Source organism: Nocardiopsis sp. Huas11, assembly GCF_003634495.1.
GTDB lineage: Bacteria > Actinomycetota > Actinomycetes > Streptosporangiales > Streptosporangiaceae > Nocardiopsis.
This window is the reverse complement of sequence record NZ_RBKY01000001.1, coordinates 4,147,478-4,171,046: the sequence shown is the minus strand read 5'-3', so window position 1 is coordinate 4,171,046 and position 23,569 is coordinate 4,147,478. Positions and strand designations below refer to the sequence as shown.

21 protein-coding genes are annotated in these 23,569 nt (G+C 71.5%); 9 read left to right on the top strand and 12 right to left on the bottom strand.

Annotated features, from left to right (window positions below; translation table 11 throughout):
* Nucleotides 1-152: 152 nt before the first annotated feature.
* Complete coding sequence (locus tag DFP74_RS18980; RefSeq protein WP_158613020.1) at nt 153-725, bottom strand: DUF3224 domain-containing protein; 573 nt, start codon at nt 723-725, stop codon at nt 153-155.
* A gap of 294 nt (nt 726-1,019) precedes the next feature.
* On the bottom strand, nt 1,020-2,045 hold the full coding sequence (locus DFP74_RS18975) for a cyclopropane-fatty-acyl-phospholipid synthase family protein (RefSeq protein ID WP_121183329.1): 1,026 nt from the start codon (nt 2,043-2,045) through the stop codon (nt 1,020-1,022).
* A 296-nt stretch (nt 2,046-2,341) separates the two neighbouring features.
* Between DFP74_RS18975 and DFP74_RS18970 the strand changes: the two genes are divergently transcribed.
* The gene (locus DFP74_RS18970) at nt 2,342-3,781 is read left to right on the top strand and encodes a YcaO-like family protein (RefSeq protein ID WP_121183327.1); all 1,440 of its coding nucleotides are present in this window, start codon (nt 2,342-2,344) and stop codon (nt 3,779-3,781) included.
* A gap of 529 nt (nt 3,782-4,310) precedes the next feature.
* Nucleotides 4,311-4,892, top strand: a complete 582-nt coding sequence (locus DFP74_RS18960) for a dihydrofolate reductase family protein (protein WP_121183325.1) — start codon at nt 4,311-4,313, stop codon at nt 4,890-4,892.
* 262 nt (nt 4,893-5,154) lie between these two features.
* On the opposite strand, the gene DFP74_RS18955 is transcribed toward DFP74_RS18960, so the two are convergent.
* From DFP74_RS18955 to DFP74_RS18945, 4 genes are all read right to left on the bottom strand, one after another.
* A complete protein-coding gene (locus DFP74_RS18955) occupies nt 5,155-6,339 on the bottom strand; it encodes a GDSL-type esterase/lipase family protein (protein ID WP_121183323.1) in 1,185 nt (394 codons plus the stop codon).
* Nucleotides 6,340-6,467: 128 nt separating this feature from the next.
* On the bottom strand, nt 6,468-7,037 hold the full coding sequence (locus tag DFP74_RS18950; RefSeq protein WP_121183321.1) for a TetR/AcrR family transcriptional regulator: 570 nt from the start codon (nt 7,035-7,037) through the stop codon (nt 6,468-6,470).
* Between the two features lie 162 nt (nt 7,038-7,199).
* Nucleotides 7,200-7,370, bottom strand: a complete 171-nt coding sequence (locus tag DFP74_RS33945) for a hypothetical protein (protein WP_199725706.1) — start codon at nt 7,368-7,370, stop codon at nt 7,200-7,202.
* 124 nt (nt 7,371-7,494) lie between these two features.
* Nucleotides 7,495-7,872 carry a DUF1330 domain-containing protein gene (locus tag DFP74_RS18945; protein ID WP_121183319.1) on the bottom strand — a complete coding sequence of 126 codons (378 nt, stop codon included), beginning with the start codon at nt 7,870-7,872 and terminating at the stop codon, nt 7,495-7,497.
* Between the two features lie 283 nt (nt 7,873-8,155).
* Between DFP74_RS18945 and DFP74_RS18940 the strand changes: the two genes are divergently transcribed.
* Nucleotides 8,156-9,589 (top strand): acyl-CoA synthetase, encoded by a 1,434-nt coding sequence (locus DFP74_RS18940; RefSeq protein ID WP_121183317.1) that lies wholly within the window; start codon nt 8,156-8,158, stop codon nt 9,587-9,589.
* An 87-nt stretch (nt 9,590-9,676) separates the two neighbouring features.
* Nucleotides 9,677-10,912: a M14 family zinc carboxypeptidase gene (locus DFP74_RS18935; protein WP_233571031.1), complete on the top strand. Its 1,236-nt coding sequence runs from the start codon at nt 9,677-9,679 to the stop codon at nt 10,910-10,912.
* A 137-nt stretch (nt 10,913-11,049) separates the two neighbouring features.
* Here the strand turns inward: DFP74_RS18935 and rox are convergent, their stop codons facing one another.
* The gene (gene rox, locus DFP74_RS18930) at nt 11,050-12,486 is read right to left on the bottom strand and encodes a rifampin monooxygenase (protein WP_121188359.1); all 1,437 of its coding nucleotides are present in this window, start codon (nt 12,484-12,486) and stop codon (nt 11,050-11,052) included.
* A gap of 348 nt (nt 12,487-12,834) precedes the next feature.
* On the opposite strand from rox, the gene DFP74_RS18925 reads away from it, so the two are divergent.
* Nucleotides 12,835-13,644, top strand: coding sequence for an SAM-dependent methyltransferase (locus DFP74_RS18925; protein WP_121183315.1), 810 nt, complete (start codon nt 12,835-12,837; stop codon nt 13,642-13,644).
* A gap of 404 nt (nt 13,645-14,048) precedes the next feature.
* Here DFP74_RS18925 and DFP74_RS18920 read toward each other — a convergent pair whose 3' ends face one another.
* Nucleotides 14,049-15,683, bottom strand: a complete 1,635-nt coding sequence (locus DFP74_RS18920; protein WP_121183313.1) for a hypothetical protein — start codon at nt 15,681-15,683, stop codon at nt 14,049-14,051.
* Between the two features lie 294 nt (nt 15,684-15,977).
* Nucleotides 15,978-17,009 carry a YafY family protein gene (locus tag DFP74_RS18915; protein WP_121183311.1) on the bottom strand — a complete coding sequence of 344 codons (1,032 nt, stop codon included), beginning with the start codon at nt 17,007-17,009 and terminating at the stop codon, nt 15,978-15,980.
* A 60-nt stretch (nt 17,010-17,069) separates the two neighbouring features.
* Between DFP74_RS18915 and DFP74_RS18910 the strand changes: the two genes are divergently transcribed.
* The gene (locus DFP74_RS18910; RefSeq protein ID WP_121183309.1) at nt 17,070-17,474 is read left to right on the top strand and encodes a VOC family protein; all 405 of its coding nucleotides are present in this window, start codon (nt 17,070-17,072) and stop codon (nt 17,472-17,474) included.
* A gap of 72 nt (nt 17,475-17,546) precedes the next feature.
* On the opposite strand, the gene DFP74_RS18905 is transcribed toward DFP74_RS18910, so the two are convergent.
* A complete protein-coding gene (locus tag DFP74_RS18905; protein ID WP_121183307.1) occupies nt 17,547-18,566 on the bottom strand; it encodes a glycoside hydrolase family 11 protein in 1,020 nt (339 codons plus the stop codon).
* A gap of 597 nt (nt 18,567-19,163) precedes the next feature.
* On the opposite strand from DFP74_RS18905, the gene DFP74_RS18900 reads away from it, so the two are divergent.
* The 3 genes from DFP74_RS18900 (at nt 19,164) to DFP74_RS18890 (ending at nt 21,471) form a co-directional block, all read left to right on the top strand.
* Nucleotides 19,164-19,601, top strand: coding sequence for a hypothetical protein (locus DFP74_RS18900; protein ID WP_121183305.1), 438 nt, complete (start codon nt 19,164-19,166; stop codon nt 19,599-19,601).
* Between the two features lie 165 nt (nt 19,602-19,766).
* Nucleotides 19,767-20,402 (top strand): HD domain-containing protein, encoded by a 636-nt coding sequence (locus DFP74_RS18895; protein ID WP_121183303.1) that lies wholly within the window; start codon nt 19,767-19,769, stop codon nt 20,400-20,402.
* Nucleotides 20,403-20,451: 49 nt separating this feature from the next.
* A complete protein-coding gene (locus DFP74_RS18890) occupies nt 20,452-21,471 on the top strand; it encodes an ethyl tert-butyl ether degradation protein EthD (protein WP_199725704.1) in 1,020 nt (339 codons plus the stop codon).
* A gap of 38 nt (nt 21,472-21,509) precedes the next feature.
* On the opposite strand, the gene DFP74_RS18885 is transcribed toward DFP74_RS18890, so the two are convergent.
* Entirely contained in the window at nt 21,510-21,869 is a 360-nt protein-coding gene (locus tag DFP74_RS18885) for an MmcQ/YjbR family DNA-binding protein (protein ID WP_121183301.1), read from the bottom strand.
* Nucleotides 21,870-22,016: 147 nt separating this feature from the next.
* A complete protein-coding gene (locus DFP74_RS18880) occupies nt 22,017-23,567 on the bottom strand; it encodes a GntP family permease (protein WP_121183299.1) in 1,551 nt (516 codons plus the stop codon).
* Between the last annotated feature and the right edge of the window lie 2 nt (nt 23,568-23,569).

Genomic DNA, 23,569 nt, shown 5'->3' with positions numbered 1-23,569 from the left:
CATCGGTGGCCTTGGGCTACCCGAGCCTACATCGCATCGCAAAGAAATCCAGTGGCCGATCCCGGCCAGTGGCGAAGACCAGAAGGCCACGTCGAATCCGATGGTCGAATATGAAAGCGTGTTCCCAATAGGAACGCGCGAAACGCCGCAGATCAGTCGGCCCCAGGAAGGGTGTAGTCGAGCGTCACCTGCGCCTCCGGTGAGCCGTCGGTGAAGATTTCACCGCACCCGCTCAGGCCTTCCAGTTCGGCCGTCGCGGAGTCGTCGACGACACACCATTCGGCGCTGATCGCGCCCTCGGCGTCCGCCGTACCGGTGGCCGTCATGACGAACGTGCCGGTCAGTCCGTCCAGGGAGCCGACGAACCGCCCGGCGCCCTCGCTGGTGGCGTTCTGGTCGGCGTCGACGATGTCCAGGTAGACGTGGTAGCCGTTGCCGGCGAGGTCGCCGACGAACTCGGTCTGGAAGACCGTGCTGAGGATGGCGGTGCCGCTGGGATCGTCGGCGGGGCCGATCTCCTCGACGGTCTGGTCGAGCAGGATGACCGTCGCGGTCGCGGTCCGCTCCGCTGGGGAGCCCGGCTCGGACGGGGACGCCGACGGGGAGTCGGTCGCGCTGTCGTCCAGGTCGGCGACGGCCGGGGCGCAGGCGGCCGATCCCAAGGCGACGGAAGCGGCGGCTGCCGCTACCAGGTGGCGGTGACGGAACACTGTGCCCTTGCTCAATGCCTGCTCCTTGCGTTGCTGGAGGAATATGGCGCGCAGAACCGAACTTAGGCAAGGGGAATGGGTGTACGCATGAGCCATCGGATACGACTGGGCTCCATCTTGGAAAGACGCCCCATGGAACCGTGCCGAGTGTCGAAGGACCACCGTGGGTAGGATGATCGGCCGATTCCTCCTACACCATTGACCGACCTCCAGGCGGTCGGCGAAAGGAGGACAGAAGGCATGCCCATTCTGTCACGACATCGTCACACCCCGGAATCCGAGGTCATGAGAAGTGTTGTTTTCCTTTTCTCATCGACCGTGGTTCCGCGGGCGGCGACTCCGAATCTCGTCACTCCGTGTGACCTCCGGTCCAGCGTGCGCGCCGTCCTGGTGGGGACGCACCCGCGGAACGCGAGCGGCGAGGACCGTGACCGTCCCGCTCGGGGCGCCCACCGAACGCACGTCCTCGAACCCGCACGCCTCCAGGCGCCGGCGCACCGTCTCCGGCGACCACGGGGTGACACCGGACCGGGCCATCCGCCAGCGGACGACCGCCGCGTGCACGTTCGCGCCCTCCTCCCGGCTCTCCTCAGGGTCGGCCGCCAGGGCGGTCGCGACCACCAGCAGGCCTCCGGGGCGCAGCGCGCACAGCAGCCGGGGCAGCGCCGCCTCGGTCGACGCGGGGGCCAGGACCGACAGCGGGAGCCACGCCACGTCGTAGGCGTCGGTCTCGGACAGTTCGGCCACGTCCTGCAGGCGCGTGTCGACCCGGTCGCGTAGTCCGCGCCCGCCCAGGTACTCCTTCGCCAGGCGCAGGGCGCGCTCGTCCACGTCCACACCCACCGCGACGGCGCCCGGGGCGCGCTCCACCAGCGCGGCGGCGATCGCCCCGATCCCCGTTCCGACGTCGAGGAAGCGCGGGCGGCCGTGGTCCAACAGGTCGGCGAAGCCGGGGACCCGGTCGGCCAGCGCCTCCAGGAAGACCCGCATGTGCGCCCCGGAGGACCGGCCGTCGGCGAGGAAGGCCGCGTCGTCGAACCGGTCCGGTGTGGTGCGGCCCTGCGCGGTGTCGGCCGCTCGGCGCAACTGCTCGGCGATCCGGCGCGGGAAGGCCGCCGGGTCCTGTGCGGCGCCGAGCACCGCGGCGTAGTCCGCGCGCAGCCGCCACGGCGCGTCCGGGCCGTCGCGCTCGGCGAGCCCGCACGCCGCCAGCAGCGACCCGTGCTCGTCCGTCAGCGGGTCCTCCCCCACCGCGGCGGCGAGCGCGGCCAGCACCCACACCGCGTCGGACAGCTCGTCGACGCGGGCCACCAGTTCCGTTCGCGCGTTCGCCATGGCGCGAGTGTGCCACTCCATGATGCTTCCCGCATCTTCCCAGACAGGCGCCGCTATTTGATTTCAAACATCGGGAGCGCCATTGATCGTCGGCATTCTTTCCGCCTCGCGCGCCGTGACAGGAACGGTGCGAATGAGGTAGGAATGCCCCAGTACGGAGGCCACTCCGTTGCTTTCGAACCACCTGAGGAGTCGAATATGGCTTGCGCGTCACTCATGATGTCCTCTCCGATCGACCCGACCGACGACGTGACGCCGGCGGTCGAGGAACTCGACGAGGAGACCGCGGAGTAACCATGGTGCGACCCGCATGGGTCCTCTCGGACGGGGAGCCGGACGCCACGACCCGGCTCCCCGGCCCGGGGGACGCACAGTGGTCGGGGACGTTCGAGCGCGAACTGACCCTGGCCGAAGCCGACCGGCGGATCCGGGCGGACATCGCCGCGCAGGGCTGGGTGGCGCGGCACCGCTCGCTCGACGACACCGATCCCACCGCCGTCCAGTGCGCCCTGTGGGACGCCGGAGGCGCGGAGATCCCCTACGGGCTGGGCGCCGGGAAGGGGCCGGGCGCTCCGGCCCACGTGGGCGCGCGCTTCGAGGCGGTGGAGCACGCGTTCACCGGTCCCACCATCCTGGAGTCGCTCCCGGTCCGGCTCGTGGACGCGTCCGCGCTGGCCACGGGCCCGTTCGCCGCTGACCGGGCGGTGCGTGACATCGCCGCGCAGGACGGGGCGCGCGTGGCGTGCGTGCGCTACGAGGCACTGGACGGCGGCGCGGACGTCGACGTGCCGGTGTACCTGTGGGCGCCCTGGTATTCGGCGCCCACCCCCGAGGCCACCGCGGTGCGCCGCGGTCTGGGCGACACGGCCGACTACCGATCGGCACTGGCCTACAGCGTGAACTCCGGCTGCGCGATCGGCGCCACCGGTGACGAGGCGCTGCTGCACGCCCTCAACGAGTGGGTGGAGCGCGACGCGTTCGCCCTCTTCCTGCTGCGGTCGGTCTACGACGGCGGACCCATGCCCCCGGCCCTCTCCCGCGCGGACCTGCCGGAGACGCTGAGGGCCCACCTGGAGCGCGCGGAGACGCTGGTCGGCGGGCCCGTCACGCTCCTGGACCTGACCACCGACCTCGGTGTGCCCACCGTGATGGCCTACGGGCACCGGCCCTGCGGGCCGAACGCGGGTTCCGGCCCCGAGACGGGCTCGAAACACCGCTACGGCCTGGGCGCCTCGCTGTGGGGCACCCTGGCGGCCGAGCGCGCCATCACCGAGTTCGTGCAGGACGAGCTGCTCTCCCGCATGGTGTCCGAGCAGGTGGCCTCTGGCGACGGCTCCGAGCCCTACGCCGCTCTCATCGCCGAGCACGACATCGAGGCGCACGTCCTCGCCCGGCTCCGCGACCACCCGCGCCTGCTGGCCTGCGCCACGCTGGACTTCGCCGACCGCCTCCCGGAGTCGCCGCAGGGCGCGCTGCCGCGGGAGACCGTCCCGAAGGGGACGCCCGTGCCGGAGCAGCACTCCGAAGTGGTCCGGCGGATCACGGCCGCGGGCCACCGTGTGGCGGCCCACCGGCTCCAGGTGCTGGCGCACGGCACGACGGTGGTCCAGGTGCAGTGCCCCGGGCTGGAGCGGTTCCACCTCGTCACGCAGGGACACCTGGCGCTGCCCGGATCGCGCGGCCGCGGGGCACGGGCCGGAGCACGGACCCGGGTCACGGAACAGGCCGCGCGGTAGGCACGTCGGCCCTTCCCACAGTCGGGTCTCGCCGGGGCCTGGGTCCCGGCGAGTCGGTGGTGCGTCGGCGATACTGAGAGCGTGGAGTACGTGTCCAGAGTGCCGCGACCGCCGCTGGACGGGCTGATCGACGACCTCTACTACCTGGAGGGCGCGTCGCCCTACGCCCGGCTGACGTTGCCGCCGGTGCCGGCGGCCCTGCTCATCGTCAACCTCGGGGCGCCGTTGCGCATTCGCGCCGGCCACGACGTCGAGGCGGTCGAGTACGCCGACGGCTGCGTGGTCACCATGCCCACCCGCGCGTGGCAGTTCGGCCGCGGGCTACTTCGACCAGGCCCACTTCGGACACGAGTTCCGGGAGTTCACCGGGCTCACGCCGACCCGGTACGTCGAAGTCCGGCGGCGGTTCCTGCGCGAACATCCCGGCCACGTGCTGGACAGCCGGCCGCTGCCGGCCGATTGATTTCCTACAAGAGCGACGGCTCACGGCACGCTAGCTTGGCCCCATTCCAAGGCAGAGGAGCGCATCATGGGCAAGGTGGTCATGTACGGCTCGGTGTCGGTGGACGGCTTCATCGCGGACGAGAACGACCAGCCTGGACCCCTGTTCGACTGGTTGTCCAGCGGTGACGTCCCGTTGGACGAGAGCGGCGCGTTGAAGGTGTCGCAAGCGTCCTACGACTACACCCGGGCGTACTGGGACGAGATCGGGACGACCGTCGTCGGACGCCACGTCTTCGACATGACGGACGGCTGGGACGGGAGACCTCCGAGCGGGATCGACCACGTGGTCGTCGTGACGCACCGGCCCCAGCCCGGGGGCTGGGACCCCGGGGCGCCGTTCCACTTCGTCGACGGCGTGGAGGCGGCCATGGCCAGGGCGCAACAGCTCGCGGGTTCCCGCACGGTCGAGGTCGCCGCCGGCGACGTCGGTGGCCAGGTGCTCGCAGCGGGGCTGGTCGACGAGGTGCGCATGGACGTCGCACCCGTCGTGTTCGGGTCCGGCAAGCGCTACTTCGGGTCGGTCCACGCACACCACCTTCTGGAGGATCCCGACGTGGTCCTTCAGGGCGAGCGGGTGCTTCACCTGCGCTATCGGGTGCGCCGTTGACCGACCCGCGAGGGGCGAAGATACCCCCGCGAACCGTGCCACGAGAGAGGAACGCCATTTCCAGCTGGGCCGGCGAATGGTCGGCCGGGGTGCTGTTCCCGCATTCACTCCGGATGGACCGACCTTGAACTATCGTCGGCGGCGACCCTGGCCCGAGTCTTTGTTCGTGCGCCGGCACACTCGTTCGACACCGGGTTCATATCCGAACCGAGGCCCGCATGACTCGGCCGGCCCCGGGTGAGCCGGGGCCGGGACCGGTGGTTCAGACGCCCGCGGAAGCGAACGGACCGCCGACACCGAAGGCCAGGTCGGCGAAGCGCTCACCGACGAGCCGGTGGGTGGCGGCGTCCGGGTGGAGCTGGTCGGGCAGTGGAAGCTCGGCGTGGTCCGCCTCCCCGTAGAGGTCGCGACCGTCGAGGTAGGACAGGTGCGTGTCCTGTTCCGCCCGCTGTTTCACGATGCGGTCCAACTCCTCCCGGATGACGTTCAGGGTCAGCTTCCCCGCCGCCCGCTCAGCGGGATCGCCCGTGGCCTGGAACAGCAGCGTTCCGCTGCTCAGTGCGTCGGTGTCGAAGGCGCTCGGCCCCGGGGTGTCCTCATGGATGGGGCACAGCAGCGGTGAGACGACCAGGAGCGGCGTGTCCGGATGGCCCTCCCTCAGGGTGTCGAGGAAGCCGTGGACCGCGGGAGCGAAGGCGCGCAGCCGCATCAGGTCGGTATTGACGATGTTGATGCCGATCTTGACGCTGATCAGGTCCGCGGCGGTGTCGCGCATCGTCCGGGCGGTGAAGGGGTCGAGCAGAGCGCTGCCGCCCAGGCCCAGGTTGATCAGTTCCGCCCTGCCCCGGGAGGCGGCCAGCGCGGGCCACGTCGTGGTGGGGCCCGCGGCGCCGGACCCCTGGCTGATCGAACTGCCGTGGTGCAGCCACACCCTGCGGCCACGGTCCGGTGCGGGTTCGACGGGTGCGTCGGTGCGCAGTGCGACCAGTTCCGTGGTCTCGTCGTGCGGGAGCCAGACCTCAACGTCCTTGACGCCCTCCCGCCGGAGGGAGAAGCGGGCGGTGCCCACGGGGCCGGACCGAAGCTCGGCGGACCCGGTGGACAGGTCGGTCACCAGGGCGTTGCCGCCCGCCACGCTCACCTGCTCAGCCAGGTGGCCGTCGACGACCAGGTCGTAGACGCCGTCCGGACGGGGCGGTGCCCCCTGGTAGACGCGCTTGGTCGGCAGCGTGTCCAGTTCGACGGAGGCGGCCCGGGTGCGAAAGGCCAGCCGTACTCCCGACGGCTGGGACTCGGCCATGGCCAGTTGTCCGTCGGAGATCTGGGCCCGGGCCCAGGCGGGCAGCCGGTGCGGCAGAACGCCGTGCTCGGTGCGCTCCAGTTCGAGGGCGCCGCGCAGGAGGTCCTCGGTGATGGGCGTGGTGGTCCAGTGCTGCTGCGTGGTCATCGCTTCTACCTGTGGGTGGCTGGTGTGGCTGGTGGCTGGTGTGGCTGGTGGCCGGTGTGGCCGGTGCGACCGGCGGCCGTCCCGCCCGGCAGCGGCACCACGTGTGCGGGGCGCGTGGGAGGGCCCGCTCAGGGGGCGGGCCAGTTCCGCAGCAGCGAGTCGAGGGCGTCCATGGCCCGGGACCAGCTCTCCTGCGAGTCGGGAGCGCTGTGGCTGAACCCTCCCCTCATCTCCAGGCTGACGTAGCCGTGGAAGACGCTGCCCAGCAGCCGGACGGCGTGGGTCTGCTCCTCTTCGGGGAGGTCGTAGGCACGCAGGATCGACCGCGTCATCCGGGTGTGGCTGGGCCCGGCGCTCGCGGCCGCCGTCTCCGGGTCGAGCGGGAACTGGGCCGCGGCGTAGCGGCCTGGGTGCTCGTGCGCGTAGTCGCGGTAGACGTCGGCCAACGCGGTGAGCGCGTCCTTGCCGGAGCGCCCGGCGACGGCGTCGGCACAGCGGTCCGCCAGTTCCTCCAGCGCGAGCAGGGCGATCCTGGTCCTGAGGTCTTGAGAGCTCTTCAGGTGCGAGTACAGGCTCGCGACCTTGACATCGAACCGCCTGGCCAGCGCGGAGAGGGTCACCTGCTCGAACCCCGCCTCGTCGGCGAGCTCCGCTCCCGTCCGCGCCAGGCGTTGCGCGCTCAGTCCGGCGCGTGCCATGCCTCAACCCCTTGCGATGTGCTCTTCAGGCATTTCCCTAAAGCCTTTAGGCATATCACCGTACCCTATAGGCGAAGGAGGGCAGCCCGAAGTCCCACGTGATGGGAGGCATGGCACAGGAGGGGCGGAGCGGCCGACCTCGCCACGCGTGGAGATGTCGGACTATCCGAGCAGTTCGAAGAGCAGGATCATCAGGCCGATCGCGACCACCGCGACCAGGATGATGTAGCAGCCGACCGCACCCGTGCTCCCCGGATCGCGCGTGGGGCCGCGATGGATGTCGTTCGCGCCTTTGCCCCGTTCCGGACGGCGACGCGGTTTCTTCTTGGGCATCCCTGGCCCCCTTCCCCCTGGGCGGGACCCTAATCGCGGGCGAGCCGACCGGCCAGGACGGTCGAGGCCGGTCAGGCCAGGGACGGAGCCGGGCTCCGACGGGCGGGGAAGGGGGCGCGCGAACTCAGGAGTCCTTGCGGGATCCCCACGGAGTGGTGGGCTGGAGCACGGCCTCGGACAGGGCGTTCGTGCGCAGATGGGTGATCTTCTGGTACTCGGGGTCGGCGATCATGCGGCCGAACACCTCACGGCTCGGGTAGCGCACGACCAGGACCGCGTCCCAGTCCTGGCCGTCCTCGGCGACCAGCGGAGCCAGGCCGTCCCCGGCGTAGAGCAGCTCCGCGCCGTACTTCTTCAGGAAGCGGCCCGCCTTGCGCGAGTACTCCTCGTACGAGGGACGCCCGCCCGGGGCGAAGCGCAGGAGGTTGAGCATGACCACCGGCCCTTCCGGCCCGTCGGCCAGCATGTCCTTGAGGGCGCTTCCTGAGGGATCGACTGCCATCGGTGGCTCCTTGAGTCGGGGTAGGCGGGATGCGGGGCCGCGGGCGCGCACCGGATGACGGCGAGCGCCCGCGCCGCGGATACGCGCCAGGATTCCATACCGCCCGGTCGGTATCTACCCTCCGGGCGCGGCCGCTCCCCCACGGCACCCGACCTCGTCGCACTCCAGGGAGCCCGCCTCCCCGGCTCCCCACCGGACGACCTCCCGGCCCCGACCTACCGCCACCGGCCCCGTGTGGTGTACTGGCTCGCGACCGGGCGAGGACGAGGAACGGGAACAGGACATGCTGCTGGGTGCCGGAGCGGGCGACGGGCTCGCGGTGCGGGTCGGCGACGAGGAACTCGACCGCGAGGCCCTGTGGTCGGCGGCCGCCGCCGTGGCCGGGCGGATCACCGGAACCGACGCGGTGGCCGTCCACGGCGAGGCCTCCCTGCGCACGGTCGTCGCGGTCGTCGGCGGCCTGCTCGCCGGCGTGCCCGTCGTGCCCGTCCCAGCCGACTCCGGCGTCGCCGAGCGCCGCCACATCCTGCGCGACTCGGGTGCGGCCCTGTGGCTGGGACCGCCCCAGGAGGGCGTCGACCTGCCCGTCCTCGCCGTCGACCCGTCCGAGCGCTCCTCCCGCTCCCTCCCCGAACCCGCACCCGAGGCCACCGCGCTGATCATGTACACCTCCGGGACCACGGGGCCGCCCAAGGGCGTCGTCCTGTCCCGGCGCGCCGTGGCCGCCGACCTCGACGCGCTCGCCGACGCCTGGTCCTGGAGCCCGGACGACGTCCTGGTCCACGGCCTGCCGCTGTTCCACGTGCACGGCCTGGTCCTGGGCCTGCTCGGCGCCCTGCGCGTGGGCAGTCCGCTGCTGCACACAGTGCGCCCCACCCCGGCCGCCTACGCCGCCGCGGCACGCGCGATCGAAGGACTCGACGGTCGCCTCCCGTCCTCCGCGGGCCGCGCGGGCCTGTTCTTCGGCGTGCCGACCGTGTGGTCGCGCGTCGTCCGCGACGGCGCCGCCGCCCGCGACCTGGCCGGCGCGCGGCTCCTGGTCTCGGGCAGCGCCTCGCTCCCCGATCCGGTGGCCGAGGGCCTGCGCGCGGCCACCGGCCAGGCTCCGGTCGAGCGGTACGGCATGACGGAGTCCCTGATCACCCTCGCCGCGCGCGCCGACGCCCCGCGCCGCACCGGCTGGGTGGGCACGGCGCTGGCGGGTGTGGAGTCGCGGCTGCGCGGTGAGCACGGGGAGCCGGTGGCCTCGGACGGAGAGAGCATCGGCGAGCTCCAGGTGCGCGGCGCGACGCTCTTCGACGGGTACCTGCGCCTCCCGGAGGCCACGGCGGCGGCCTGGACCGAGGACGGCTGGTTCCGTACCGGCGACGCGGCGGTCGTCGACGAGCAGGGCCGGCACCGGATGGTGGGGCGGATGTCGGTCGACATGATCAAGTCCGGCGGCTACCGGATCGGCGCGGGCGAGATCGAGGCCGCGCTGCTCGGCCACCCCGCCGTGCGCGAGGCGGCCGTGGTGGGCGAGGCCGACGACGACCTGGGCCAGCGCATCGTCGCGTACCTGGTCGGCGACGGTATCGACCCGGCGGCGGTGATCGATTTCGTGGCCGCCCGGTTGTCCGTGCACAAACGCCCGCGCGAGATCCGGGTGGTCGACACTCTGCCGCGCAACGCCATGGGCAAGGTCCAGAAGAAGCTGTTGGACGGGGCCCGGCCCTGACCAAAGGCCGTACAAGCCTTGACCATCTGGGTAAACATGATTTACATCTAGGGATGCAAGGTTCGCCCCTGTCCCCCAGGAGGACTCTTGGCCCCCGATCCCCTCAGCCGCCTCGGTCGCTTCGACCGCCCGCGCCACCGCGCACCGCTGGCCGCTCTGGTCGTCGGCGCCGTGCTCGGAACGTCGATGATCGCGCTCGCCTCGCCCGCCGCCGCCCAGCCGGGCCAGGCGAACTGCTCCACCGACACCGGAGACACCGGCGGCCGGTCCTGGACCGACTACGCCGAGCTGGACCGTGAACTGCACGCCCTCGAACGCCGGCGCGGTGACGTGCTGGAGGTCGAGTCGATCGGCACCTCCCACCAGGGACGCGACATCTGGTCCGCGCGCGTGGGCACCGGCCCGCAGACCCTGCTGATCACCAGTGAGATCCACGGCAACGAGAAGACCGGCACCGAGGCGCTGCTCAAGCTCCTGAACACCATGAGCGCCAACACCCCGCAGGCCGAGCGGCTGCGGGAGGAGGTCACCCTGGTCGCGGTGCCCAAGATGAACCCCGACGCGGCCGAACTGGACCGGCGCGGCAACGACCGGAGCTGGGACGAGGTCGTGGCCGACTTCCCCCAGCTGGAGGGGTCGGAGCCCGCCTGGAACTACTACGACACGCAGCTCCAGGGCGACGACTACAGCGCGCGCCCAGGCTTCGACGTCAACCGCGACTTCAACCCGGACCTGTCCTACACGCCCGACCCCGCCGACCTGCCCGGCAGCTCCGACCAGCCCGGCTGGTTCCTGCACCCCGAGTCCCAGACGATCCGCGACCTGTACATGGACCTCACCGAGGAGCGGGGTGAGGTGGACGTGTTCATCGACCTGCACCACCAGGGTCCCTGCTACCTGGACGACGAGAACGGGGACTGGGTCAACCTGTCCATCTCCGCCGACTTCGTCCCGAACCCGAACACCCCCGAGGGCGCGAAGTACGCCGAGTACGCCGACCGGTACGACTTCGACCTCTCCCGCCAGGTCAACCTCGCGTTGTACGACGAGCTGAACTCCTACGGCAACTCGGGCTTCGACAACATCACGCTCTACCAGCAGAACCTGGACCTGCCCGGGACCGCGCTGGGCTCCTTCGCCCTGAACGGCAGCGGCACCATGCTGGTCGAGGTGCGCGGCCAGACCCAGAGCTGGGGCGCGCGCCAGCGCGGCCAGCTGATCACGACGGTCGAGCGCGGGCTGGAGGCCGTCGTCGAAGGACTCGCCGACGGCACCTTGGACGACGCCGACCCCGAGCGGTACCACTCCATCCCCGGACACTGATCCCGTAGCCACCGTGGGGCCGGCCGTGCGGCGGCCCCACGTCCGTGTCCGGGGCCGGGCCCCACCGTCGCCCCCCCTCGGGCGCCTCGCCGGACCCCGGCGCGCCGGACCCCGCCCCGGCGGGGCACGCGACCTGCTCAGTCGGCGGCGGCGCCGAACCACCTGGACAGCGCCCCGGCCAGCTCCCGTTCGTCCGTACCGGCCCACGCCACGTGACCGTCCGGCCGCAGCAGTACCGCGGGCACGTCCAGCTCCTCACCGGAGTCGATGGTGTCGATGACGTGGTCGACCCGGTCCGCCCAGCCCGTCGCGGAGAGGCGTCCGCCCTGGTCGAGCAGGAGCCCGCGGCCGCCGTGCATCAGCTCGTACAGGCGCCCCCTCCCGAGCCGCACGTCCCGCAGCCGGCCGCCGACCAGGTCATGTCCCTCGCCCAAGTCGTAGCGGACGTCGACCGCGGTGACCATCCCGGTCACGTACCGGTTCACCTCCTCGAAGTCCATCAGCTCCTTCAACAGCCCGCGCAGCGCGACCGCGCCCGGCTCGGCACCCAGCAGCGTCATCTGCGCGCGCGTGTTGTCCAGCACCCGAGCCCCCACCGGATGCCTTTCGTCGTGGTAGCTGTCCAGCAGACCTTCCGGCGCCCAGCCGCGCACCGCGGCGGCCAGCTTCCAGCCGAGGTTGAACGCGTCCTGCACACCGAGGTTGAGCCCCTGTCCCCCGGTCGGCGGATGGACGTGCGCCGCGTCGCCCGCCAGCAGCACCCGGCCGACCCGGTAGCGCTCGGCCTGCCGGGTGGCGTCGCCGAACCGGGACAGCCAGCGCGGCGAGTGCGCGCCGAAGTCGGTTCCCCCGAGCGCACGCAGCCGCTGCTGGAAATCGGCCAGGGTCGGCTCGGCCGTGCGGTCCTCGGACACTCCCTCGGCGGGAACGACGACGCGGTACACCCCGTCACCGAGGGGCGCGGCGCCGAACCGCAACTGCGTTGTGGCGACCCGCGCGGTGACGGCGTCGATCTCCGTCTGGTCCGCGGTCAGCCTCATCTCCCCCAGCAGCGTCTCGACCCGGGAGGGCTCCCCCGGGAACCCGACGCCGATCCGCCCTCGCACCGTGCTGCGGCCGCCGTCGCACCCGACGAGGTAGCGCGCATCCAGCCGGCTTCCGTCGGCCAGGTCCACGCTCACCCCATCCTCGTCCTGTCCGACTCCGACCACCTCGTGGCCGCGCCGGATGTCCACACCGGCCTCGACGACGTGTTCCTCGAGCAGCCGCTCGGTGACCGGCTGCGGGACCGCGAGGCCGTACGGGTGCGCGGTGTCCAGCAGGTCCGGCCACGGCTTGGTGATGCCGCCGAAGAAGCCACCGACCTGGAACTCCTCACCGGCCGCGCGGAACCGGTCCAGCAATCCGCGCTGGTCCATGATCTCGACGCTGCGCACGTGCAGCCCCTGCCCACGGGACTCCCGGGTGGGTTCGGAACGCCGCTCGAGCACGACCACGTCCACCTCGTGCAGCCGCAGCTCGGCGGCCAGCATCAACCCCGTCGGCCCGGCGCCGACCACGATCACTTCAGGCATGAGTCCCCCGCTCACCGGCACTTCTTCTGTTCGGGCGCTCATTCTGCGGCACGGCCGGGGGCTTGCCGCAAGCCCCGGGGTGCGCTATACGTTGAGAGTGGCGGGGAGCGTCTGGAGCTCCTCGCCTTTGCTTGTGCTTCCGACACCGTGGTGCGGGTGTGCCCTCGCCCGCGCGGTATCGAGTCACGTGGCCGAATCCGGACGAGCCGAAACCGGCTCAGGGCCCGGTTCCCAGTTGCCGTCGGCCTTCCGAGCCTGAAGAATCGCAACCCCGGCCCCTGCCGCCACCGCGGTCTCCCAGGCCGCTGTCGGCGACCGGTACCCCCACAGACGATCGGAAGACACCTCATGACGGATTCCCCGCAGAGCAGACCGCCCGTGGGAGTCGACACGACCACGGCCCACTCCGCGCGCGTGTGGAACTACTGGCTCGACGGCAAGGACAACTACCCCGTCGACCGGGAGCTGGGCGACCTGATCGCCGCCTCCCGACCGAGCATCGTCACCGATGCCCGCGCCGGGCGCGGCTTCCTCACCCGTGTGGTCACGCACATGGCCCGGGAGGAGGGCATCCGCCAGTTCCTCGACATCGGCACGGGGCTGCCGACCAACAACAACACCCACGAGGTCGCCCAGGCCGTGGCCCCCGAGGCGCACGTGGTCTACGTCGACAACGACCCGATGGTGCTCGCCCACGCCCGCGCGCTGCTGAACAGCACCGAGGAGGGCGCCACCGCGTTCGTCGACGCCGACCTGCGCGACACCGACAAGGTGCTGGAGGCCGCGCGCGAACTGCTCGACTTCGACCGCCCGATCGGCGTGACGATCCTGGGCACGCTCGGGCACATCACCGAGTACGAGGCGGCCCGGGAGATCGTCGACGCGTACATGGCCGCGTGCCCCTCCGGCAGCTTCCTGGCGATCGGGGACCACGTCATGCCCGAGGACCCCGCGGCGGCCGAGGCCCTGCGGCAGTGGAACGAGGGCGCAGCCCTCCCGTACCGCTCGCACACGACCGAGGAGTTCACCGCCTACTTCGAAGGGCTGAAGCTGCTCGACCCCGGCGCCGTTCCCGCGACGCGCTGGCGGACCGGGGAGCCCGAGGTCGGGACGATCCCCCACACCGACATGCACGTGGCCGCGGCCCGCAAGTCCTGACGCCTGGGCGACGCGGAGGGTGTTATCCGGGCGGGCGCGGCCCGCGGATGGGTCCTGCCCGGTGGTCGGGGCCGCACTGGCCCCGGGCGCCACGTGCGGGAATGGCTGAGAACAGGGCACGGAGGGGCAGCACGGGGCCGACCGCGCGCCGGCCCCGGCCGCCGCTCACGGGGAACGTTCGGGAACCGTACGCCTCCCGAACGAACGGCGCCAGGGCTCACCGTGCTCGTGCCCTGACCGCCCCTTGTGGGGACGGTCGGGGCGCGAGCACACCGAGGCATCCGCAAGCCCTCGGCGAGGGCTCTCGGTGGTCGGCTACTGCCCCATCAGGGAGCTCAGCAGCGGGCAGGGCGCGAGCACACCGAGGCATCCGCAAGCCCTCGGCGAGGGCTCTCGGTGGTCGGCTACTGCCCCATCAGGGAGCTCAGCAGCGGGCCGAACTCCTGGTCCGAGGTGTGCAGCGTGATCGACCCCTTCTCGTGGTCGATCTCCACGCCGACCGGCCGCAGGTCCGCGGGCGCGCTCTGCTCCCGCGTGCGTGAGGAGGGGTGCCACCAGTAGAGCTGCGTGCTGATCGGCTTCTCCGCGTCGGCGGCGAAGCGCTGGGCGACCTCCCGAAGGTTCTCCATGGCCGCGACGGGGTGTGCCTGACCCAGCGGGTGGGCGATGACCACCTCGGGCACGGGCAGCACCACGAGGGCGCCGTGCGGCGCCTCTCCCACGTGCCGGGCCAGGTCGTGCACGTGGGCCGCCACGTAGGGGTGCTGACCGCCGATGTGCACGAGCCGCGTGCCGTTGATGTCGTGTTCGGTCACCTCGACGGGATCGGCGAGGGACGCGGACACGGCCGCGGCGAAGACCTCGGCGTCCGAACGGCCCGAGCTCTCGTGCGCCTGGCGCGACAGCGGCTGAAGGCTCTCCGGGCTGTCGACCACGACGGTCTGCCACAGGCCGGGCGCGATCTCCCGGCTGACGAGCTGCTCCAGCACACCCTCGGGGAAGGCCGAGGCCGGGTAGAGGCGGACCCGGAGCTCCCCGGCGGGCTCGGTGCCCTGCCGGGTCGCCCGCTCCAACTGCTCGGCCACGTTGCGCGCGAACCCGGTGGCGTGCTCGGTGACCTGCTCCGGAGCGGCGCCGTCCATGGCGGTTCGGAAGCTTCCGATGTCGGCGGAGGCGGTGTTGCCGTTCGGCATCGGCACGATCATGGTGTTCGGGTCCTGGAAGGAGACCTCGACGCCCAGCTCGCGGAAGGCCGCCGCCAGGGCGGTCGCCACCGTGTCCGCCGGGTCCACGGGGACGGACTGTCCGCTGGGGGCGGGGGGGACGGAGGCGCCGGAGGAGGCGGCCGGGGCGGCCTCGCGTTCCCGGGCGACCTGGGCGACGTACCCGGCGAAGTGGGCGGCCAGGCCCTCCCACTGGTCCTCGGGCATGATGAGCGCCTGGTCGAACGTGGTCCTCATGTCGGTGTCCAGCAGGACCGAGCCGTCGGGCAGGGCCACACGCAGACCCGTCGGCGGACGGTGCTCGGCGACGAGTCCCTCACGGGAGCACGCGGCGACCAGGGCGGCACCGATGGCCCTGGTCATGGCGCCGGTGTCCAGGGTGCGCGCCTGGTCGAGCTTGGCCCGGATCCAGTCCGGGAGCACCCCGTCCTCGCGCGGGTAGCGCTCCAGTTCCTGGGCGTAGGCGAGCGGGCTGGGCTCGCGGGTCAGCTCGGGCTCGGTGTCGTAGTTGTACTCGATGTTGACCTTCCCGGTGTGGTGCACCGAGACGATCATCGACAACCAGGTGCCCTTGCCCTCCTGATAGCAGCGCTGCTTGAGCGCTTCGGCGGCGGCACGGGCGCCGTCGGGAACGGGCACCTGGCCGACCTGGCCGTCGGCACCCTGGACGGCCAGCATGTCGTCGTTGAGGGCGCCGATCACCCTGGCCAGGTAGGTGAGCTGCTGCCAGCCCTCCGGGGTCGCCGACACCAGGGCCTGCCCGAGCTCCTGGATGAGTTCGCCCTGATCCAGGGGGCCGGGGGTCTGCTGGTCCATGTACTGCTCCGTGTCCGTGTGGAGGAAAAGGGGCGGATGCGCCTCCCTTCCTACCGCACGGCGGGGACGCTCCGCGTCCGTCTCCACACCCACGGAGAGTGGCGGCGCCCGCGCCTGCGGGAGGGGATGCGGGTGCGCCGGGCGGGGCAGGCGTGGTCGGCGCGGACGACCCAGGCCGAGCGGCCGAACGGAGAGCGGGGAGCAGGGAACGGAGAGCGGGGAGCGGGGAGCGGGGAGCGGGACGGAACCGGCCGGGGCGCAAGCTCGTCTCACCAGGTCCTCCGCGGGGACTCCCTACCGGGTGTTCTCGTCAGCGTCATGCTCGTGGTCCGTATGCTCCGCGTTGACGACATGATCCGCCTCGGGACCGTCGACCGCGTTGACCGCGAGCAGTTCCCGCGTGCGACGCACTAGCGCTTCCCGTACCCCGTCCGGGGACAGGACCCGCAGCGGCGTGCCCAGGCCGAGGAGGTACCCGGCGAGGCCGTCCGCGTCGGGACCGCCGATCTCGATGATCGTGGCCTCGGGGCCGTCCGCGTGGTGGGTGCCGACGCTCGTCGGAACCATGCGCACCGCCCGGTCCATCGGCAGCGGGAGGCGCACCCTCGCGTAGAGCGGGTAGGGGCGGCTGGTGACCGCCCGGATGACGAGCAGCTCTGGGTCGGGCGGATCCCCGAGTTCGACCACCTCCCCGGTCGGTCGTATCCGCCTGATCCTGTCGGCCCGGAACGTGCGCCACTCGTCTCTCGCCACGTCCCGGGCGACGAAGTACCAGCGTCGTCCGGTGCGCACGAGGCGGTACGGGTCGACGTCGCGGGTCGTGCCCCTGCCCTCCCGGTCCCGATAGGAGAGACCGGAGCGCTCGCCCCGCCGGCACGCGGTGGCCAGTTCCAGCAGGAGGCCGGACGCGATCTGCGGTTCGTCGGCCCTGGGAACGTGCACGAGGGTCTCGGCCATCTCGTCCAGTCGCCCGGCGACGCGTCGCGGCAGGCCCTGGCGCAGCTTCAGCAGCGCCGACAGCGCGGCCTGGTCACCACCGAGCACGCCGTTGAGCGCGGTCTCGCGCAGGGCGACGGCCACGGCCAGCGCCTCCTCGTCGTCCAGCACCAGCGGAGGGACCCGGCCGCCTGCGCCGAGCCGGTATCCGCCCCACGGCCCGGGCTCGGACTCCACGTCGTAGCCGAGGTCGCGCAGCCTGGTGATGTCCCGCCGCACGGTGCGCTCGGTGACGTCCATGCGTTCGGCCAGTTCCCCGCAGGTCCAGGACGGCCGTGCCGACAGCAGCGAGACGAGTCGGAGCAGGCGTACGGATGTGCTGATCACCATCCGGATTCTGCCGCATGACCCGGACCGAACCCGTCCGGGTCGCGTCCTAGTGTCCTGCCCATGAGCAACACGACCACTTCCATCCACTCGCCCGCGCCCACGTCCGGCATCCGCTACGTGGCCGTCACGTTCGACTGCGAGGACCCGGCCGAGCTGGCCCGCTTCTACGGCCGGGTCCTCGACCTGCCCGTCGTCTTCTCCAGCGACCACTTCGTCCTGCTCGGGCAGGAGGGTGCTCCCGGGCTGGGATTCAACCGGCTCGACGGCTACCGGCGCCCCACCTGGCCGGACCCGGCCCAGGAGAAGCAGGCCCACATCGAACTGGGCGTCGAGGACCTGGATGAGACGCAGACCAGACTCCTGTCCCTGGGCGCGACCGCACCCCCGAGCCAGCCGCGGCCCGACCGGTGGCGGGTTCTGCTCGACCCCGCCGGCCACCCCTTCTGTATCTCCACCCAGGTCTGAGGACGGGCGTGGCCGCGCCGGATCGAACCGTCCGGCGCGGCCACGCGTTCTACGACGATCGGTGAGCGCCGATCAGTTGGCGCTGCACGAGACCGTCGGCCAGGTCCGGTTGCCGTTGTGGTCGATGGTCACGCCCCAGTTGTTACCGCTGCCGTTGGAGCTGGCGGTCAGTACCTGGGAGCTGGGCCAGGACGCGTCGACGTTCCACGTGGAGCTGATCCGCGCCGGCGAGGGCACGTTCATCGTCACGGTCCAGTCGTCCGCCCCGGACACCGACACGTTGAGGTTGTACCGGTCGTCCCACTGCTGCCCCGCCGACAACGACGCGGTGCAGTCGCCGCCCGGGTCACCGGGACCGCCCGGGTCGCCGCCGCCACCGGTCGACCCCAACGTGATGTTGGAGTTGCCGCTGCTCTGGTAGCCCTCGGTCGCCATGATCATGTAGTCGTGGTTGCCCAGGTTCATCCCGCGGCTCGCCCACGCGTCGAAGTGGTTGCCGGTGGTGATGGTGCCGCTCGTGCGCGGCGACTGGCGGACGCTCCAGTACTGCGGGAAGGTCTGGGTCCCGTCGATGGAGGGCGAGTCGTAGCGCATCGTCCGGTAGATGTCGTAGGTTCCACCGTCACTGGTCACGGTGCCCTGGTAGTCGCCCGTGGGGCGGTAGGTGCCCCAGTCGTCGACGATGTAGTACTCCACGAGCGGACTCCGCGTCCACCCGTAGAGCGTCAGGTAGGCGTTGCCGGACGGGTTGAAGCTGCCGGAGTACTCCACGCTCCTGCGGCCGCCGGTGCTCCAGCCCTTGCCCGCGACGAAGTTGCCGGTGTTGCTCCATGAGGTGCTGTAGTTGCCGCCGGGACCCAGTTCCATCGAGACCGACCCGGGGGCGTCGGTCCAGAAGGAGTAGAAGTATCCGTCGTGGTGGCCGGTCTCGTTCGAGGTGACGGCCGCGTGGGCGATGCCCGGCTGCAGGGTCGCGGTCATGACCAGGGCCGACGCGACGGCGCAGGCCCGGCCGATGAGCCGCCTGAGGCGGCTGGTCCCCGGGGCTTCCGGATGGCTGCGAGGGCGGACGGGGGTGTCGTGGATGGACATGTTTCCTCCTGGGGGGAAGGGGAGGGACCGGGCCATGGCGGGACGACCCGGCACTGCCTTCGACGTCCGGGGCACGACCGCCGCAGGGCCCGGCGCGATGCCGTGCCACGCGGCGATTGTGCCCGGTCGCCGTCGGTGACGAGTATTCGTCGACCTTTCCGGGGTGTCAATACTTTCGGAAAAAGTTTCGATAGAAACCGCACCAGAGAAGTGTCATCTTTGCAGTTCAGTGGTGCATTCTGCCAGCTTGAGCCGAATGTGGGCGAGAAGGCGAATAAGACTCTCCTCCTGGCAGAGAAGAGATTTCCGAAAGTTTTCGGATAGGCAGCCGACCCGCGTTGGCGGCATCGTGATGTCGTCCTCGCCGCGTCTCCGTCACCGGCGATCGTGCGTGTCGCGTCCGGCGGCGCGGGCTCAGTCCCGGCCCGGCTCGGTGCGGGCTCAGTCCCGGCCCGGCCCGGCTCGGTGCGGACGCAGGAGTGATCGCCGTCCGGATCGGTCGGCACGACGAAGGCCGGGGCACGGCTGTCGTCGACGGACCGAACCGACCCTGTGGACAACCGGAGCCGACCGCCTCGACCAGCACATACTGAAGGCATGCTGACCACGGACGCCCGTACCCTGCTCTCCGCCCTCCTGCGCGACCTGCCCGGCGACCACCACATCCTCACCCTGAACACCGGTCACGCGTTGTCCACCACGGTCGACGTCCGAGGAGAGGACTTCGATGTCGAGCGCCCGGAAGTGGTGGAACGGCTGTGCACCGCCGTCACCAGGGCCTCTCCCTCAGCGCTGGTCCTGCGCACCTTCACCGACCGGATCGCCCACACACGGTCCGACGGCACCGCCGTGGCCGTCAAGCTCGTCCGGGGCTGGCGGGTCGGGGAAGGGCGCCTGGTCCCTCTGGGCGAGGCGGAGATGTTCGACGCGCACTGCACCGACGCCGCCTCGGGTGAACCGCTGCCTCCGGAGCCCGGCGTGGAGTACTCGAGTGCGCCCGGGATCGACCTCTCCGCCTTCGACGAACTCCGGTAAGGCCGCCCGAACTCCCACGAGACCGCCCCGCGTACCCGAACGCGGGTCGCGAACGCCGCGGCGCGGGAGCGCCCCACGGGACGTGACGCGACCCCGGTTCCGGGACCGTCCCCGACTCCCAGGTCCCGGTCCGGCCACGATGCGCAGCCCGCTACCGTCGAAGGCATGGTGATCCCCAGTGACGAAGAGATCCGTGCTCTGCACCGGAAGTACGCGCCCACGCCCGAGGCGTTCGCGCTCGTGTACACGCACTGCGAGATCGTGTGCGCGGTCGCCGAGCAATTGCTCGACCGGTCCGGGCTCGCACTGGACCGAGCCCTGGTCCGCGCGGGGTGCCTTCTGCACGACATCGGGGTCTACCGCCTGTACGACGCCTCCGGCCGGCTCGACCACACGCGCTATGTCAGCCATGGCGTGCTCGGCCACGAGATCCTCGCCGGAGAGGGGCTGCCCGAGACGCTGTGCCGGTTCTGCTCCCACCACACCGGTGTGGGGCTGACCCGCGTGGACATCCGCGAGCAGGCGCTGCCCGTCCCGGAGCGGGACTACGTGGCCGAGTCCGCCGAGGAGGAGCTGGTGATGTACGCGGACAAGTTCCACAGCAAGCGCAACCCGCCGGTGTTCCTCACCGCCGACGCCTACGCGGCGGCCGTCGCCCGCTTCGGCGAGGACAAGGTCATCCGCTTCAAGGAGATGCGCGCCCGCTTCGGCACCCCCCACCTGGCCCCGCTGGTGTCGGCCTACGGCCATGACCTGACCGGGGCCACCGACGGGGCGGTGCGAGCGGACGAGAACGCCTGACCGGGGGCGGCGGGCATGACGGTCCGGCTCCGCTGGGTAGGGGCCCACCATGGGCGACGAACACCAGGCGGCCGGGGATCCGGCCGGACCCAACGCGAGGAGCACCGCCGAGCTGAGGGCCGAGGCGGCGGCCGGGCGCGTGGGGACGGCCGAGCTGGAGAATGCCGCGCAGCGGGCCCTGACGGCCTTCTGCTGGTGGCGCGACGACCTCCCGCGGCGCGTCTGCGAGGACTACTGGCGTGACGTGCACGGGATCATGTTCGCCCGCGCCCCGGGCCTGTGGCAGTGCCGCCAGCTGCGCCTCGCACCCAACCGCCCCGGCCTCTGGCCGGCGGTCACGGGCCTGTCGTTCGATGTGCCGGAGGCGGCCCAGCCGCACGGCATACCGCACGGGCTCTTCCTGTCCGAGGCCGACCTGGCCGCGTTCGGCCGCCACCCGCTGACGCGGGAGACCATTCCGAACGACGCGCACCACTTCATGGGCCGCATCGGCTCCCAGCTGACTCCTCCCGGCGGCGGCCGCACGCTGGTGGACCGTCTCGACGACCCCGCCATGCAGGGTCCTCCCCCGGTCCCGACCTTCGTGCTCTGCTTCGTCGCGCGCACCGGAGCCGCGTCGACCGAGGAGTTCCACCGCTTCCTGACCGAACACATCGCACGTCCGTGGAGCGAGCATCCAAGCGTGCTGCGCCTACGCGTCGAGCCGCTCCCGCCCTACGAGCAGTCGGTGATGGCCTCGCCGGGGGTGGCGCACCCATGGCCGGGCAACGACACCTACCTCGGCTGGATCGAGCTGGCCGTGCGCGATGAGGGGGTGCTGCGCGACCTCGTGTCAGGACCGGGCGCCGCCGAACTCTCCGAGCAGGTCGCGGCGATCCACACCTATCCGGTCCGCGAGGTCTACACGCTCATCTGCGCGGGACGGCCGACCGACGTCGGTCTGCGCGGCTATCCGGCGGTGCGCACGATCCTCGCCGCGGGCGTGGACGATCAGCGCGAAGAGAACGTCCTGGAACTCCTCTTCGGCGACGCCGTCCACGGTCTCGACCAGCTCAGACGGAGACCCTGAACGGCGCCCGCTGCTTGATGAGCCCCGGGGCCGCGGTGTCAGGCCGCGACCAGGGACTCCGGAGTCGGTGCGGCCGCGATCAGCTCCTCGGGCGCCGTCAGGTACCAGGCCTCCAGCGTCAGTTCACTGAGCTCCTCCAGGTCGATCGCGTCCAGGTGCACGACCACCCAGCCGAACCCGCTGGCCGTGAACTGCACCTCGAACACCTCGGGCCGCTCGGCCACCAGCGCGGTCTGCTCCAGAAGCGTCTGCTTCAGCCCCACCGTGGCGGTCCGCGGCCACAGGTAGCCGAACGGCTTTCCGTCCACACGGAACGTCGTGTACTGCTCCGAGTCCCTGTGTTCACACTTCGGCAGTGCCTTCACCAACCGCAGAAACCGCTCGATCTCAACGCCCATGCCCCGAGATAACCACACCCCACCGACACCGGGCGCCGTCCCCGCCTGCGTCCCATCGCCGACCACGGCACGTACGGGCGCCGGCGAGGCGGAACCCTCCTGGTCGCGGTCGGCTTCGGCCTCGGCCGGGCGCCTGTGCTCAGCTCGTCAGAAGACTCCGAAGAAGAGCCCGAGCGCGACGGTCACCGCGACACCGATGATCGGGACGACGACCGTGACCACGCCGATGTCCTGGTAGGACTCGCGGTGGGACAGCCCGCACACCAGCAGCAGCGTGATGATCGCTCCGTTGTGCGGCAGGGAGTCCAGGCCCGTCGAGGCCATCGCGGTCGCCCGGTGCATCACCTCCACGCTGATCCCCTGCTCCGCGGCGAGCACGGCGAGTTCCTCGCCGAAGGTCTCCAGCGAGATCGTCAGACCTCCGGACGCCGACCCGGTGACGGCGGCGATCCCGGACGTGGACAGGATGGAGGTGATGAGCGCGTTCTCGCTGATCGCGAAGATCCCGTCGCGGATCACCATGAACGCCGCGAGAGAGGCGATGACCGCGCCGTAACCGATCTCGCTCGCCGTGGTGGCGGCGGGCAGGACCGCGCTCTTGGCGCCTTCGGAGATCCCGCCGACGAACTCACGGATCGAACCGAACCTCAGCAGGCAGATCACGAGGATCCCGACGACCATGCCCGTCGTCACCGACCACAGGCCGGCCACACTCGTGACGTCCGTGGCCCCGTAGGCGTCCTCGGCGAGGTACCCCGTGTCCATCGCGGGAAGGACCGCGTAGGTCATCAGGGCGTTGGTCACGACCACCGCCAGAACCGGCAGGAGTCCCAGGATCCCCTGCCCGGCCGTCCCACCGCGTACCGGCGCGGCCACGGCCGGGCTCGGCTCGGTCAGCGTGGCCTGGGCGGCCGTACCCGTGCCCGCGCCCGCGCCTGCGCCCGTGCCCGCATCCGTGCCCATGGAACCGTCGGCTCCGGCACGGCCGCCCGGACCCTCCGGTCCCTGCGGCCCGGTCCCGGCGCCGCCGCTGCCGCGCTCGGCGTCGGTCGGGTCCGAGAACGACTCCCCGGCCGCCCGCAACTTCGTCTTGCGCCAGTTCAGCCACGCCAGGCCGAGGGCGAACACGACGGCGCCGGCGGTCAGGCCCAGCAACGGGGCCGCGAACGTGTTGGTCCCGAAGTACAGGGTCGGGATCGTGTTGTGGATCTGCGGGGAGCCCGGCAGTGCCGCCGTCGCGAAGGTGAAGATCCCCAGGGCGATGGCCGCCGGCATCAGCCGCCGGGGGATGTCGGCCTTCTCGAACAGGACCATGGCGATCGGGTAGATGCTGAAGACCACCACCCAGGCGCTCACCCCTCCGTAGGTGAGCAGCGCGGTCGCCAGCACGGTGACCAGGATCGCCCGGTTCGCCCCGAGGAGACGGGCGATCCAGTCGGCGAGGCTCTGTGCGAAACCGCTGAGCGACATGAGCTTTCCGAAGATCGCCCCGGTCAGGAACAAAGGGAAGAACTTCGCGATGAAGCCGCCCATCGCCGGCATGAAGATCTGGGTGTAGGTCGCCAATACGGGCACACCCGCGAACAGGACCGCGACCAGCGCGGCCAAGGGGGCGACCGCGATCACCGAATGGCCACGGTAGGCCAGGGTGATCAGCAGGATCAGTGAAAGGACGATTCCCGTCAGTCCGAGTACCATTT